Raw genomic sequence first — 13,232 nt, 5'->3', positions numbered from 1 at the left:
GACTTCATTGGTACCGCTTGGAATCACTCCAAGTAAGTCGGTGGACACGTCCGGGACGATCAGCACGTGATATCACTGGATCAGGTACTGGTCGTCGACGTGGAGTCGACGTGTTGGGAAGGATCTCCGCCGCCGGGTGAAGTGTCGGAGATCATCGAGATCGGGCTCTGCCCGGTGGAGGTTTCCACCGGCGTGCGCGGAGAGCGGCGCAGCGTGCTGGTGCGGCCTTCGCGGTCTTCCGTCAGTGCGTTCTGCACGCGGTTGACGACGCTGACGCAGGAGCAGGTCGACGGTGGCGTCTCGTTCGCCGAGGCGTGCACGTTGCTGCGCAAGGAGTTCCGGTCGGATCGCCGGGTGTGGGCGTCGTACGGCGACTACGACCGCAAGATGTTCGAGCGCCAATGCGCGTCGTTCGGCGTGGGGTATCCGTTCGGGCCGAGGCACGTCAACGTGAAGACGCTCTTCGCTCTCTCGCACGCGTTGAAACGCGAAGTCGGGATGGCCGAAGCGATGCGCATCGCCGGGCACGAGCTCGACGGCACCCATCACCGCGGCCACGACGACGCCTACAACATCGCAGGTCTGCTGGCGGAGTTGATTTCACCTGTTCGGAGGATTCCAGTCGACGCCGACCGTGCAGACGCGGATCGCGTCCCGCCACACCGTGACGGCGAACGTGCCCGCAGCCGCTGACACTCGGGTGAGGTAGTCGGTGGCGCAGGCGACGGTGTAGCGGGCCTTCCAGTCGTCTTCTTTCCTTATGTACCAACCATGATCTTCCACGGTCTCGACGTAGGCGAGGGTCATCCGGCCGTTCTGGCTGCGGCGGTGGTACTGGATGCTGTGGACGTACTCCATGGCTTGGACGGTCCTCAGCAGACTTCGCCAGCGTGATTCACGAATGTCAGATCTGATCCGTAACGTTTGGGGCTATGTCCGACCCCACCTTCCGCCAGGCGCGCCTAGGCGAGGCGCTGAAGAGGCTGCGTGAGCAGGCGGGGCTCAGCCAGCGGGACGCAGCGGACCGGCTCCGCTACAACTACCAGAAGCTGAGCCGCATCGAGAACGGTCAGCTGCCGGACTATCACGGCCTGCGGGCGATGCTCGACCTCTACGGCGTGATCGTGGCTGAGGAACCGCCGTTCATCGACATGTGGGAGCGCGCCAACGAGAGGGGTTGGTGGCACCCCTACGGCCCGGACAAGAACGGCTACATCAGCCTGGAACACGACGCCATCCGGGTGAGTGCGTTCTCGCTCGGCTACATCCCAGGTCTGCTGCAGACCGAGCGCTACATGCGTGCGGTGTTCGTGGGATGGCATGTACAACGCTCGCGGAGATGGATCGAGGACCAGATCGCGATCCGAATCCGGCGGAAACAACGCCTGGCCGGCGACGATCCACTTGAGTATCACGCGGTCATCGCGGAGACCGCCTTCCGGCACGCCGACCGGGAGCAGTTGCTGCACATCAACGAAATGGCGCAGCTGGCCAACGTGACGGTGCAGGTGCTGTCGGATTCGGCGGGACTGAACGACGGGCACACGGGAGCGTTCGTCCTCCTGGATTTCGCCTACCCCGGAGAAATGTCGGTGCTTTACGTCGAGCATCCCGCGGGTTCCACACACGTCGAGGAAATCGAGCAGGTGAAGGCCAGTAAACTGGTCTTCAAGCACCTCTCGAAACTGGCGTTGACTCCCGACGAGTCGGCCGAGTGGATCGGGAGGCTGGCTGCCGAGAGGTAGGGATCAATCGTGTCCGCTGTGTGGCGCAAGAGCAGCCGCAGCAACGGGTCGCAGGACGCCGACTGCGTGGAGATCGCTCTGGACGGCTCCGCTGCCCGCATCCGTGACTCGAAGGGCCTGGCGGACGCCACGGTTGCGGCGCCCGCCTGGGCCGCGTTCCTCGACACCGTCAAGGGTGACCTGTTCAGAAGGTGATGACGTCGGCCGTGTCCGGGTTCGCCTTGCCCGCGAGCACGGCCTGCCACACCTCGACGAGCTCGTCCGGGCCGCTGTGCCGTGCGATGCCGACCCAGTCGCCTGCCTGGGCGGTGAAGGCGCGCCAGGCCGCTCCGAAGCGCTCAGCGAGGCCCTCGGGGCCCCAGTCGGCCGAGCGCTTGCGGAGCTGTTCCGGGGCGAAGAAGAACTGCGAGCGCGGGTCCGACGACGGCTTCTGCTGGGTGAGGCCGATCGAGATGTCCTTGACGAGCGAGGAGCCGAGGCGGTCGTGCAGCGTTGAGCGCACGTCGGCTGAGCCGCTGAAGTCGAGGTACACGCTGGGTTCGACGTCCACGGCCGCGTCGTAGGGGAGCACGGTGTCGTAGAGGCCGAGGCTCTCGGTGAACTCGACGTTGCGCGGCGAGGTGAGGCCCACCAGCCGCACGCCGGAACCGCGCAGGCACTGGGCGGTGCCGAACGCGGTCTTGCTGGAGGCGGAGGAGATCACGACCGTGCGGGCGCCGTAGAAGTCGTTGTCCGCCAGTTGGTCGGCGAGCAGGAACGACGTCATGAACAGCGGCCGGAACAGCACCTGGAGGTCTTCCTGCTGCGGGTCGTAGGCCGGGTCCGTGGACGTCACCAGGTAGCCGTTGTAGACGCCGGGGAGCTCGGCGCGGTGGTCGGCGGTGTCGACGAAGCCGGACGACGTCAGCTTGGCGCGGACGACGAGGTGGCTCGACATCGGCAGGTAGCCGTAGACGCGGGTGCCGGGTGGCAGGGAGTCCAATGTGGAGTCGACCACGTCGGCGAAGCCCCACAGCGGGATGACGCCCTTGCCCTCGGCGGTGGTGGGGAAGAACTTCCAGTAGCCGATGAGGTCGCCGATCACGCCGTAGGTGACGTTGTTGGCGGTGAGGCCGGCGTGGCTGACGCGCAGCAGCACCTCGCAGTCGCCCAGCTCGGGGGAGAGTTCGTCGTGCAGGACTTCGGTTTTGGTGAGGTCGTCGCGGTCGACGACGACGGTCCAGCGACTGATCATTGCCAGGATTCTCCTTGGTCGGGAGGTACGCTCCGGTCGTGACCGTGCCTGAAAGACTGATCGACGCCGCCACCCGCCTGTTCGCGGACAAGGGGTACGAACGCGTCGCCGTGCAGGAGGTCGTGGAGCGCGCCGGGGTCACCAAAGGCGCTATGTACCACTACTTCGGGTCGAAGGACGACCTTTTGCACGAGATCTACGGGCGGTTGCTGCGGATGCAGACCGAACGGCTCGACAAGATCGCGGAAGGTGCCGGGCCGATCACCGAACGGCTGCGCGAGGCGGCCATCGACGTGATCGTCACGAGCGTCGAGAACTTCGACGCCGCCAAGGTGTTCTTCCGGTCGATCGATCATCTCTCCGCAGAGAAGCAGAAGGAAGTGCGGGCGGAACGGCGGCGCTACCACGAGAAGTTCCGCGGTCTGGTCGAGGAAGGGCAGCGGGACGGGGTCTTTCGCACGGACGTGCCCGCGGACCTGGCCACGCACTACTTCTTCGGCTCGTTGCACCACCTGGGGACGTGGTACCGCCCGGACGGGGAGATCCCGGCCGGGCGGCTGGCAGAGCACTACGCGGATCTGCTGATCCACTCGATCAAGGAACAATGACGCTGACGATCTCGGCCACGCAGGCTGGCTTGTCGTTGCCCTCGATCTCGATGACGACCTTGGTCACGAGCTGCTTGCCCAGCGAGATGTCCGAGATGTCCAGCAGCTCGACCGAAGCGCGGACGCGAGCTCCCACGAGCACCGGCTGCGGGAAGCGGACCTTGTTGCTGCCGTAGTTGACGCCCATCTTGATGTTCTTGACGGTGTAGATGTCGCGAACCAGGAACGGGACGAGCGACAGCGTCAGGTAGCCGTGCGCGACCGGGCCGCCGAACGGGCCCTTCTTGGCCTTCTCGACGTCGATGTGGATCCACTGGTGGTCCAGCGTCGCGTCGGCGAACAGGTTGACCTGCTCCTGCGTGACCTCGTGCCACTCGCCGAAGCCGAGGTGCTCGCCCTTCGCCGCGACGAGCTCGTCAACACCCTCGAATACGCGCATCGATCAGTCCTTCGGTCCGCCGGCGACGTAGATGACCTGGCCGGACACGAACCCGGCGCCCTCGCTGACGAGGAACGACGCGGTGTGCGCGATGTCCTCGGGCTGGCCGACGCGCGCGACCGGGATCGTCTGCGCGGCACCGTTGAGCAGGTCCTCGAACGAGATCTTCATGCGCTCGGCGGTCGCCTTGGTCATCTCGGTGGCGATGAAGCCGGGCGCGATCGCGTTGACCGTGACGCCGAACTTGCCGAGCTCGATCGCGAGGGTCTTGGTGAAGCCCTGCAGACCGGCCTTGGCGGCGGAGTAGTTGGCCTGGCCGCGGTTGCCGAGCGCACTCGTGCTCGACAGGTTGACGATGCGGCCGAAGCCTTCCTTCGTCTGGTGGGCCTGGACGGCCTTGCTCATCAGGAACGCGCCGCGCAGGTGCACGTTCATGACCGTGTCCCAGTCGCTCGCGGTCATCTTGAACAGCAGGTTGTCGCGCAGCACGCCGGCGTTGTTGATCAGCACGGTCGGTGCGCCGAGCTGCTCGGCGACCTTCGCGACCGCGGCGTTGACCTGCTCCTCGTCGGACACGTCGACCTTGAGGCCGATGGCGCGCCCACCGCCCGCGACGATCTTGTCGGCGCCGTCGAGCACACCCTGCTCGTCGAGGTCGAGCAACGCGACGGCCAGGCCGTCCGCGGCGAGACGCTGCGCGACCGCGGCACCGATGCCACGAGCCGCGCCGGTGACGATCGCAACCCTGTCGGCCACGGGTCCTCCTTCGTTGGGGGATGGTGAGCTAAGCAAGCGCTTAGTAACGTACCTATCAGTCCGCTTGACGTCCAGCGTCGTGCGGACGACCATACCGACTGGTCGGAATGTTGCGATAGATGGAGGCAGGTGCCCGTGGAACTCACCGGCAAAGTCGCACTCATCACGGGTGGGTCGAACGGCATCGGTGCCGCGGCCGCCCGGCGCCTGGCATCGCTCGGCGCGCGGGTCGTGGTGGCCGACGTGGACGTTGAGCAGGGCAAACTCGTCGCCGACGAGGTCGGTGGCGTGTTCGTACGCTGCGACGTGACCCAGCCCGCCGACTCCGCTGAGGCGGTCGCGGTCGCGGTGCGGGAGTTCGGCGGGCTCGACATCGCGTTCCTGAACGCCGGTATCGGCACCGGGTGCTCGTTGGGCGACGACTTCGACGTGGAGACGTACCGGCGCGCGATGGCCATCAACCTCGACGGGGTGGTCTACGGCGCGCACCACGCGTTGCCCGAGGTTCAGAAGCGCGGTGGCCAGATCATCGCCACGGCCTCGATGGCAGGGCTCATGCCGATGCCCGGCGACCCCGTGTACGGCGCCAACAAGGCTGCTGTCGTGGCCCTCGTGCGTGCGCTGGCCGGCGCCCACTCCGACATCCGGGTGAACGCCCTCTGCCCGGCGTTCGCCGACACCAACATCATCACGCCGCTGCGGTCGACGCTGGACGAGATCGGCATGCCGATCCTGCCCGTTTCTGCTGTGGTGGACGCGTTCATGTCCATTGTGGAGGGCTCGGGAACCGGCGAGGCCTGGTTCGTGCAGTCCGGCAGGGAGTCGGAGCCGTTCGGCTTCCGCAACCCGCCCGGGCCGCGCGCCGCTGACGGGTCGCGCCTCGAAGCCGCCAAGAAGGACCCCATTTCCATCGCGCTCAAGGAGAGCTGACGTGCGTGCTATTCAGATCACCGAGTTCGGTGGACCCGAGGTGCTCCAGCAGGTGGAGCTGCCCGACCCGGTGCCGGCCGAGGGCGAGGTGCTGATCAACGTCAGCCGTGCCGGGCTCAACTACGCCGACACGCACCAGGCGGAGAACTCGTACCTGGCGAAGATGACGCTGCCGCTCGTGCCCGGTGGTGAAGTCGTTGGTACGACTGAGGACGGTCGTCGAGTTGTCGCGCTGACGAAGAACTCCGGCGGGTATGCGGAGAAGGCTGTCGCTCCCGCGCTCACGACGTTCGACGTGCCGGACGGTGTGGACGACCTCACCGCCCTGTCGTTGATCGTGCAGGGCGCCACCGCGTGGCTGCTGCTGCGGAAGTCGACTCACCAGGAGCCCGGTGAGTCGGTCGTCGTGCACGCGGCTGCCGGTGGTGTCGGCACGATTGCCGTGCAGCTGGCCAAGTTGTGGGGTGCCGGCCGGGTGATCGCCACCGCTTCTTCCGATGACAAGAGGAAGTTGGCGCTCGACCTCGGCGCCGACGTGGCGATCGACTCGCGGGCCGAGGACATGACCGCGGCGTTGATCGAGGCGAACAACGGCCGGCGGGTGGACGTCGTGCTGGACATGACCGGGGGTGCTACCACTGATCAGTCGCTGGTTGCGCTGGCTCCGTTCGGGCGGCTTGCGTTTTATGGCATGGCCTCGCGGGAAAGGCCGAAGCCGGTCGATCTCGGAGCGCTGCTCGTGCACTCCACGACCGTTGCGGGTATGTGGCTGCCGCACGCCCTGAAGGTGCGCGACGCCGAGCACGGAACGTTGGCTCACCGCGCGATGGCCGAGCTGTTCCAGCTCGTCGTCGACGGCAAGCTGAAGGCCGTCCCGGGTGGCGAGTACGGCATGGGCGACATCCGCCAGGCCCACGAGGACCTGCGCTCCCGCAAGACCGCGGGCAAGCTGGTGCTCGACCCGTCGCGATAAGAACGCAGAGAGGGGGCGGTCCGCTGGTGCGGGCCGCCCCCTTTCGCGTGCGCTGGGCTTACTCGGAGAGCTCGGCCAGCTGCGCCTTCACCCTGGCGAGCTCGGCCTCGAGCTCCTCCATGCGGGTGCGGTGCTGGTCGCGGGCCGCCTCCAGGACGCCCTCGATGCCCTCGGCGATGTCCGCGTGCAGTTCCTTGGCCGCCTTGGCCACGGCGATGGCCGGGATCACCAGGCCCGACACGACGCGCTGCGTGCCGTGGACCAGGTCGGCCTGCCATTCGCCCTCGGCGGTACCGGTCACCGTGAGCGTGAGCTCCACGGTGCGGGTCTTCTTCGCCGTGCTCTTGGCGCGGGCGGCGGGCTTCGGCTTCTCGGCCTTGGGAGCCGGAGCCTCTACCGGCTTCGCAGCCTCGGCCACGGGGGCCGGCGCGGGGGTTTCCTCCACGACGGTCTCCTCGACTGCCTCGACCTCGGTGAGCGTGTCCGACACGATCAGGTTCCTCTCTCCGCAACGACGTGACCCGCCGCACATGCTAGAACACCTGTTCGATCAGGCGGCGATGGGGTCGACGGAGAGCCTAGTCAGTACGGCGGGAGCTGCACGCGCCACTGCCGTTCTACGTCGATGACACCTGGCACGGCCTGCAGTGCGGGGATCGAGCGGACCTCGACCGTGCCGGTCACCACGCCGAGGGCATCCAGGACCGTGTCGACGACCAGGCCGGCCTCCCGCAGGCCGTCGAGTACCTTCGGGAGGCTGCCTTCGGTCACGGAGACCATCACCTGGTCCACCGAAGTGGTCATGGCGCCTGGACTAGCCCACCGCCGACGTCGGTGGACGGGAGGGCCAGGCGCTGGGCGGTGAGGGCCAGGCGCGCCCAGAGCTCGAAACCGCGGGCGCCGGTCTTCTCGGCGATCAGGACCGCCACGCCCGCCGCGTGCGGGGTGGCCATGGAGGTGCCGCGCAGGCGGGCGTACTTCTCCGGGAGCTTGAAGGAGGAGTAGACGTCCACGCCGGGGCCCGCCACGTCGACCTGGCCGATCTTGTCGACCGTGCCGGACGAGAAGAACGCGATCGCGCGGTTCACGTCGATCGCGGCCACGGCGATGATGGACGGGCAGCGGGCCGGGTGGCCCACCGGGGCGACCTTGGCCGGGCGGTTGGAGGCGTTGCCCGCCGCCGCGATGATCAAGGTTCCCTTGGCCATGGCGCGCTGGGCCACGGTCTCGTAGATCTGCGAAGCGGGCGTGCCGGGGGCGACGTCGGCGCCCAGGGACATCGAGATGACCGCGCAGCCGTTGGCGACCGCCCAGTCGATGCCCGCGAGGATGCCGCCGTCGGAGCCGGAGCCCGCGTTGGACAGGACCTTGCCCGCGAAGATCTCGGCCTCGTAGGCGATGCCGTAGCCGGGGGCCGTGGCGGGCTTGCGCGGGCCCGCGGACGTGCCGATGCAGTGCGTGCCGTGGCCGTGGCCGTCCTGCACGTCCTCGCCGGTGATGAACGACTTCGTGGTGATCGTGCGGCCGGCGAAGTCCGGGTGGTTCTTCTCGAAGCCGGTGTCCAGCACGGCGATCTTCACGCCCTTGCCGGTGGCCGTGCTGACGTCCGCGCCGACGGCCTGAAGGCCCCAGGTCAGCACGGACTCGTCGGCTTCAGGTTCGACGTCGTCCTCGGCTGGTGCCGCGTCGAACACGTGCACGACGCGTTCCGGTTCGACGATCAGCACCGGACCGGGGCCTTCGGCGGCGCCGTTCAGCCCGGCCAGCAGGTTCGGGTCTCCGGACACCACCGCGACGCCGAGCTCCGGGAACACCTCCAGGGTGTCGGAGCCGAGGTCGCCGGTGTTCGGGTCGAACCCGGCGATCGCGCCGAGCTCGGCCACCCCCTCATCGACGGCGTCTTCCTGCAACAACACCAGGAACCGGCCGGTGGTCTCCACTTCCGCGGGTTCGGTCATGACGTTCGCCCCACTCTCCGTCTAGCTCTCACTAGAGAGTCGTCACTTCGGGGCAGTTGTTTCAGGCCAATTGGCGTCTGCGCTGAAAGAATTCCCCGATTGGCTCAACGTACTTGGCCGCGATCGGCCCCAGGATCGCCATCAGCAGCACGTAGGCGGTCGCCAGGGCGGCCAGCCGCTCGTCCACCTGCCCGGACGCCACGGCCAGGCCCGCGATGACGATGGAGAACTCGCCGCGCGCCACGAGGGCCGCGCCCGCGCGCATGCGGCCCATCTTGCCGATGCCCTGCCGTCGTGCCGCCCACCAGCCCGTGACGACTTTGGTGACGGTCGTGATGGCGGCGAGGGCCAGCGCGATTCCAAGAACAGGTGGAATCGACTTGGGGTGCGTGTTGAGCCCGAAGACGACGAAGAACATCGCGGCGAACAGGTCCCGGAGCGGTTCGAGCAGGCGGGTGGCGTTCTCGGCCGTCGAGCCGGAGATCGCGATGCCGAGCAGGAACGCGCCGACCGCCGCCGAGACCTGCAGCTGCGAGGCGACACCGGCGACCAGGAGGGCTGAGCCGAGCAGCTTGAGCAGGAAGACCTCGTGGTCCGGACTGTCCACAATGGCCGAGATGAACCGGCCGTACTTGAGCGCCACCACCAGAACCACGGTGATCGCGAGCAGTGAGATGCCGACCGACGTGAGCCCGCCGAGGAAGCTCACGCCCGACAGCACGGCGGTGAGCACCGGCAGGTAGACGGCCATCGCGAGGTCTTCGAACACCAGCACGGACAGCACGACCGGCGTTTCGCGGTTACCGAGCCGCCCGAGGTCGCCGAGCACCTTCGCGACGATGCCGGACGACGAGATGTAGGTGACGCCGGCCATCGCCAGCGCCGCGATCGGGCCCCAGCCCAGCAACAACGCCGCGATCGCGCCCGGTGCGGAGTTGAGGACGAGGTCGAGCACGCCCGCCATCCACGAGCGCTTCAGGCCCGTGGTGAGCTCGGAAGCCGAGTACTCCAGGCCGAGGAGCAGGAGCAGCAGCACCACGCCGATCTCGCTGGCGATGTGGGTGAACTCGTCGATTCCGTGTAATGGCACGAAACCGCCGGAGCCGAACGCCAACCCGCCGATCAGGTAGAGCGGGATCGGCGAGATGCCGATCCGGCGAGCGACGCGACCGAGGAGACCAAGACCGAAGAACACGCCACCGAGCTGGATCATGGCGAGAGTTGTCTCGTGCACTGTGCTTAACCGCCGTGGAGGATCTGCGCGGCGGCGTCGAGGCCGTCCACGGTACCGACGACGACAGCGAGGTCGCCGTTCTCGAAGAGGAAGTCGGGGCCGGGCGACGGATGCGCGTTGCCCGAGCGCACGACGGCCACGATGGACGCACCGGTCCTCGTGCGCAGAGCGGTCTCGCCGAGGCTGTGGTTCGCGAACGCGGTGACCGGCAGCTGACGCGTGGTGATGCCGCTGATGTCGCGGTGCTCCTCGCGCAGGTGGGCGACGAGCTGCGGCGCGCCGAGCAGGCCCGCGAGGGTGCTCGCCTCTTCCGGTGAGAGGGGTATCGAGGCGGCGCAGGAGTCGGGATCGCTCGCTTTGGAGAGGATCAGCTCGAACCGGCCGTCCCGGTAGGTGATCACGCCGACGCGGCGTCCGGCGCGGATCATGAAGTCCTGGCGCGTTCCGATACCCGGAAGGGGCGTGATCTCTACGTTCACACAGATCATGATACGGGGATGACTCTGCGAGTACGCCCAGTGCGACGGGGGTGGGTGGTGCGCGACCGCGTGCCCGGCCCGGATGTCGACGAGTTCGCCGAACCCGGACAGGTCATCGGCGCGCTCGCCAGAGCTCCGCACGGCACGTTGCTGGCCGTTCAGCACCCGCATCGCACGCCCGCGGCACTCGCGGCGGGTACCGGGCTGCTCGACGCGCTGCCGCACGCGCGGGCCGAGCTCGCGGCGTTGATCCGGCGGGCGTACCGCGAGGTGACCGACGTCGTGGCGCCGTACCGGGTGGACGGACCGGATGGGACGGCGTGCGGGGTGTTGTGCCTCGTCGACCCGGACGCGATCGCGCACACCGAGGACGTCTACCCGGACGTGGTCGCCGAACGCGGTCAGGTGCTGGCTTCGTTGGGGTGTGCGACGAGCGCGGCCATGCTCATTCCCGTCACGCCGCACGATGGGCTGACGTCGTTGGTGCTCGGCATGACGGACGAACCCGCGGTGTCGCTTGTGGACTCCGGTGGGCGCAGGCACTGGGTGTGGCTGGTCGGGCCCGGTGAGTTGCAGGACGAGTTCCTCGAAGCGGCAGGTGCGCATCCGCTGCTCGTGGCGGACGGGAACCACCGGGTGGCGGCGGCGCGGTCGGCCGGGCTGTCCGGGTTGCTGGCGCTGGTGACGTCCGGGCCGGGGTTGCGGGTCGGGCCGATCCACCGCGCGATCGTCGGCACCGGGTTGGGCGCGTCCGATCTGGTGACGGCGTGGGAACGAGTCGGGCTGACGGTGTCGTCGTTGCCGTACGTGGTCGAGCCGGAGCCCGGGGTCGTCGTGGTGCGCTGCGCGGACGAGGTGCTGCGGGTCGAACTGCCTGCGGGGCAAGGGATCGACCACGCGGTGGTGGAGTCGTTGCTGCTGGACGCGGCGCTCGGGCTGGACCCCGAAAGTCCTTGCGTGCGGCCGGTCGCGGACCCTTCGGTGGAAGCCGAAGCGGTGCTGCTGATCGCGCCGGTGCCGCTGGCGGAAGTGCTGGCGGGCACCAAGATGCCGCGCAAGAGCACGTATTTCACGCCCAAGCCGCGCAGCGGTCTTCTGTTGGCGGACCTCCAACCGTAGGGCCCTGCCGGGCGGGTTCGTTCGGCCCTGTTGACCGGTCAACCGCGCGGTGAGACTTCACGGCATGCGCCAGGACGCGTCACCCTCGTTACCGCCGCCCCACTCGAAGATCGGACTTGTGCACGTCAGGCACCTGAGGGCGATGACTGCGGCGTTGCGTGCCGTCGACTACCGCTACGGCGGTGGATCGTGCCGCACGCAGGTGCAGGCTCTGTTGTCCTGGTGTGACAAGGCGTTCGCGCACTCGGCCAGTGCCGCGGTACGCCGTGATTTCAGCAGTGCCATCGCGGAACTGCACGCACTCGCGGGCTGGACCGCTTTCGACGCCGGGCTCGGTGGGTCCGCGCACCGCCACTTTCATCTCGCCCTGAACTTCGCCCAGGACGGTGATCTGGTGGCCAACATCCGCTATCGGATGGGGCGGGTCCACCTGCACCACGGTGGGCCCGCCGAGGCGCTCGGCATGTTCCGGCTGGCCGGGCTCGTCTCGACCAGTCACCACACCAACGCGATCCTGGCCGCGAACCAGGCGTGGTGCTACGGCGAGCTGGGGCAGCGCGTGCCCGCGCTGGCGATGCTCGGGCGTGCGCACGACGAGTTCGCACGCGCGGATGTGAACAGTGCGGCGCCGTGGGCGGCGTTCTTCGACGTGCACGACCTCGCGGGCATCACTGGTGCCGTCTACACGACGCTCGGGCGCACGGTGGACGGGAGTTTCGCGCGGCCGGCCATCACGTCGTTGGGGCAGGCCGTCCAGGGTTATCGCGATGACATGGCACGCAGCAGGACGTTCGCTCTCATCGCGTTGTCGCTCAACCATCTCGTGGACGGAGATGCGGACGAGGCGGCGACGGTCGCGGCGTTGGCCATCGTGCAGTCCGGAGACGTGCTGTCCGCACGCACGCGCAAGAAACTGGAGCCGTTGCACGCCGAGGCGGGCAGACGCCGTGCTACGAGGCTGAGAGAGCTGATCACGCCGTTGCTGACGGCTCCGTCGCACGCCGCGTGATGAGCGCGCAGACCCGGTGGTTTCCGGCGGTCCCGGGGTCGTTGCCCGAGATCCGGGCCTTCGTGCGCGAACTCGCCGGAGAGTCGGGCCTGAACGGGGACGACGCGCGGGATGTGCTGCTGGCGGTGTCCGAGGCGGCGGACAACGCGGTGCGACGAGCCGGGGCGTCCGTCGTCGGGGTGACCTGGGAGCCGGCTGATCACGCGGTGTTGCTGACCATCGAGGACGACGGGGTGTTCGACCTCGAAGCCGGGCCTGCCGCCCGGCCGCTGGGGCTGCGGCTGCTGTTCGGCATCGCCGACGAGGTGCAGGTGCGGCCCGGCAGACCGACCTGGCCCGGAACGGTCGTGCGAGCGCTCGTCCGGGTCTGGTCACGTGCGGGCGTCCCGGACCTGCCCGCGCCATCGGGACGCCCGCGCGTGTTGCTCGTGGACGGCGACAGGTTCTCCGGCCAGTCGCTGGCCGCGTTCCTGCACGCGGAGGGCTACGACGTGACGCTCGTGACCTCCGTGGCCGCCGCCGAGCCGATGCTGGAGAGCCCTCCGGCACTGGCGGTCGTGGATCTGCTGACGTCTCATGGTGAGGGGACACGGTTCGCAGCCGTCGCACGGACGTTCGGAGTGCCGGTTGTAGCCGTTTCGGCGATCGAGCCGGCCACTCACGTTGCCGATGCTTACTTACCGAAACCGGCGCATCCACTTCGCGTGCTCGCGGCGGTGCGCGACCTGCTGTCTCCCGACTCGTGAGG

At 68.3% G+C, this 13,232-nt stretch carries 17 protein-coding genes; 9 read left to right on the top strand and 8 right to left on the bottom strand.

Annotated features, from left to right (window positions below):
- The first annotated feature begins 66 nt into the window (after positions 1 to 66).
- From ABZX92_RS05975 to ABZX92_RS05965, 3 genes are all read left to right on the top strand, one after another.
- Positions 67 to 693 (top strand): 3'-5' exonuclease, encoded by a 627-nt coding sequence (locus ABZX92_RS05975; protein ID WP_355554545.1) that lies wholly within the window; start codon positions 67 to 69, stop codon positions 691 to 693.
- A 239-nt stretch (positions 694 to 932) separates the two neighbouring features.
- Entirely contained in the window at positions 933 to 1,745 is an 813-nt protein-coding gene (locus tag ABZX92_RS05970; RefSeq protein ID WP_355554543.1) for a helix-turn-helix transcriptional regulator, read from the top strand.
- Positions 1,746 to 1,754: 9 nt separating this feature from the next.
- On the top strand, positions 1,755 to 1,940 hold the full coding sequence (locus ABZX92_RS05965; protein ID WP_355554541.1) for a DUF397 domain-containing protein: 186 nt from the start codon (positions 1,755 to 1,757) through the stop codon (positions 1,938 to 1,940).
- Here the strand turns inward: ABZX92_RS05965 and ABZX92_RS05960 are convergent.
- Complete coding sequence (locus ABZX92_RS05960; RefSeq protein ID WP_355554539.1) at positions 1,930 to 2,979, bottom strand: DUF2855 family protein; 1,050 nt, start codon at positions 2,977 to 2,979, stop codon at positions 1,930 to 1,932. The genes ABZX92_RS05965 and ABZX92_RS05960 overlap by 11 nt on opposite strands.
- A 38-nt stretch (positions 2,980 to 3,017) precedes the next feature.
- Here ABZX92_RS05960 and ABZX92_RS05955 point away from each other — a divergent pair, with 38 nt between their 5' ends.
- Positions 3,018 to 3,587, top strand: coding sequence for a TetR/AcrR family transcriptional regulator (locus tag ABZX92_RS05955; RefSeq protein ID WP_355554537.1), 570 nt, complete (start codon positions 3,018 to 3,020; stop codon positions 3,585 to 3,587).
- On the opposite strand, the gene ABZX92_RS05950 is transcribed toward ABZX92_RS05955, so the two are convergent.
- Together ABZX92_RS05950 and ABZX92_RS05945 are read right to left on the bottom strand one after the other, a co-directional pair.
- Complete coding sequence (locus tag ABZX92_RS05950; RefSeq protein WP_045314872.1) at positions 3,574 to 4,026, bottom strand: MaoC family dehydratase; 453 nt, start codon at positions 4,024 to 4,026, stop codon at positions 3,574 to 3,576. The two genes, ABZX92_RS05955 and ABZX92_RS05950, sit on opposite strands and share 14 nt — an antisense overlap.
- 3 nt (positions 4,027 to 4,029) lie before the next feature.
- Positions 4,030 to 4,782 (bottom strand): SDR family oxidoreductase, encoded by a 753-nt coding sequence (locus tag ABZX92_RS05945; protein WP_355554535.1) that lies wholly within the window; start codon positions 4,780 to 4,782, stop codon positions 4,030 to 4,032.
- Positions 4,783 to 4,917: 135 nt separating this feature from the next.
- On the opposite strand from ABZX92_RS05945, the gene ABZX92_RS05940 reads away from it, so the two are divergent.
- Both ABZX92_RS05940 and ABZX92_RS05935 read left to right on the top strand, forming a co-directional pair.
- On the top strand, positions 4,918 to 5,712 hold the full coding sequence (locus tag ABZX92_RS05940; protein WP_355554533.1) for an SDR family NAD(P)-dependent oxidoreductase: 795 nt from the start codon (positions 4,918 to 4,920) through the stop codon (positions 5,710 to 5,712).
- A 1-nt stretch (position 5,713) separates the two neighbouring features.
- Entirely contained in the window at positions 5,714 to 6,685 is a 972-nt protein-coding gene (locus tag ABZX92_RS05935; protein WP_355554532.1) for an NADPH:quinone oxidoreductase family protein, read from the top strand.
- A gap of 58 nt (positions 6,686 to 6,743) precedes the next feature.
- Here ABZX92_RS05935 and ABZX92_RS05930 read toward each other — a convergent pair whose 3' ends face one another.
- The 5 genes from ABZX92_RS05930 to ABZX92_RS05910 form a co-directional block, all read right to left on the bottom strand.
- Positions 6,744 to 7,103 carry a DUF6319 family protein gene (locus tag ABZX92_RS05930; protein ID WP_355554670.1) on the bottom strand — a complete coding sequence of 120 codons (360 nt, stop codon included), beginning with the start codon at positions 7,101 to 7,103 and terminating at the stop codon, positions 6,744 to 6,746.
- Positions 7,104 to 7,267: 164 nt separating this feature from the next.
- Positions 7,268 to 7,489, bottom strand: coding sequence for a hypothetical protein (locus ABZX92_RS05925; RefSeq protein WP_355554531.1), 222 nt, complete (start codon positions 7,487 to 7,489; stop codon positions 7,268 to 7,270).
- Complete coding sequence (locus tag ABZX92_RS05920; RefSeq protein ID WP_355554529.1) at positions 7,486 to 8,643, bottom strand: S8 family serine peptidase; 1,158 nt, start codon at positions 8,641 to 8,643, stop codon at positions 7,486 to 7,488. Before ABZX92_RS05920 ends, ABZX92_RS05925 begins: the two co-directional genes overlap by 4 nt.
- A gap of 61 nt (positions 8,644 to 8,704) precedes the next feature.
- Positions 8,705 to 9,877 carry a cation:proton antiporter gene (locus ABZX92_RS05915; protein ID WP_355554527.1) on the bottom strand — a complete coding sequence of 391 codons (1,173 nt, stop codon included), beginning with the start codon at positions 9,875 to 9,877 and terminating at the stop codon, positions 8,705 to 8,707.
- A gap of 5 nt (positions 9,878 to 9,882) precedes the next feature.
- Positions 9,883 to 10,356, bottom strand: coding sequence for a TrkA C-terminal domain-containing protein (locus tag ABZX92_RS05910; RefSeq protein WP_355554525.1), 474 nt, complete (start codon positions 10,354 to 10,356; stop codon positions 9,883 to 9,885).
- An 18-nt stretch (positions 10,357 to 10,374) separates the two neighbouring features.
- On the opposite strand from ABZX92_RS05910, the gene ABZX92_RS05905 reads away from it, so the two are divergent.
- The 3 genes from ABZX92_RS05905 (at position 10,375) to ABZX92_RS05895 (ending at position 13,230) form a co-directional block, all read left to right on the top strand.
- Entirely contained in the window at positions 10,375 to 11,475 is a 1,101-nt protein-coding gene (locus tag ABZX92_RS05905) for a DUF1015 family protein (protein ID WP_355554523.1), read from the top strand.
- Between the two features lie 64 nt (positions 11,476 to 11,539).
- Positions 11,540 to 12,484 carry a hypothetical protein gene (locus ABZX92_RS05900; RefSeq protein ID WP_355554521.1) on the top strand — a complete coding sequence of 315 codons (945 nt, stop codon included), beginning with the start codon at positions 11,540 to 11,542 and terminating at the stop codon, positions 12,482 to 12,484.
- Entirely contained in the window at positions 12,484 to 13,230 is a 747-nt protein-coding gene (locus ABZX92_RS05895; protein WP_355554519.1) for an ATP-binding protein, read from the top strand. The genes ABZX92_RS05900 and ABZX92_RS05895 overlap by 1 nt, the downstream gene beginning before the upstream one ends.
- The last annotated feature ends 2 nt before the right edge of the window (positions 13,231 to 13,232 follow it).

This window comes from Lentzea sp. NPDC006480 (assembly GCF_040611995.1).
Taxonomy (GTDB): Bacteria; Actinomycetota; Actinomycetes; order Mycobacteriales; family Pseudonocardiaceae; genus Lentzea.
The sequence above is the reverse complement of the archived record's forward strand: the minus strand, read 5'-3'. Positions and strand labels throughout refer to the sequence as shown.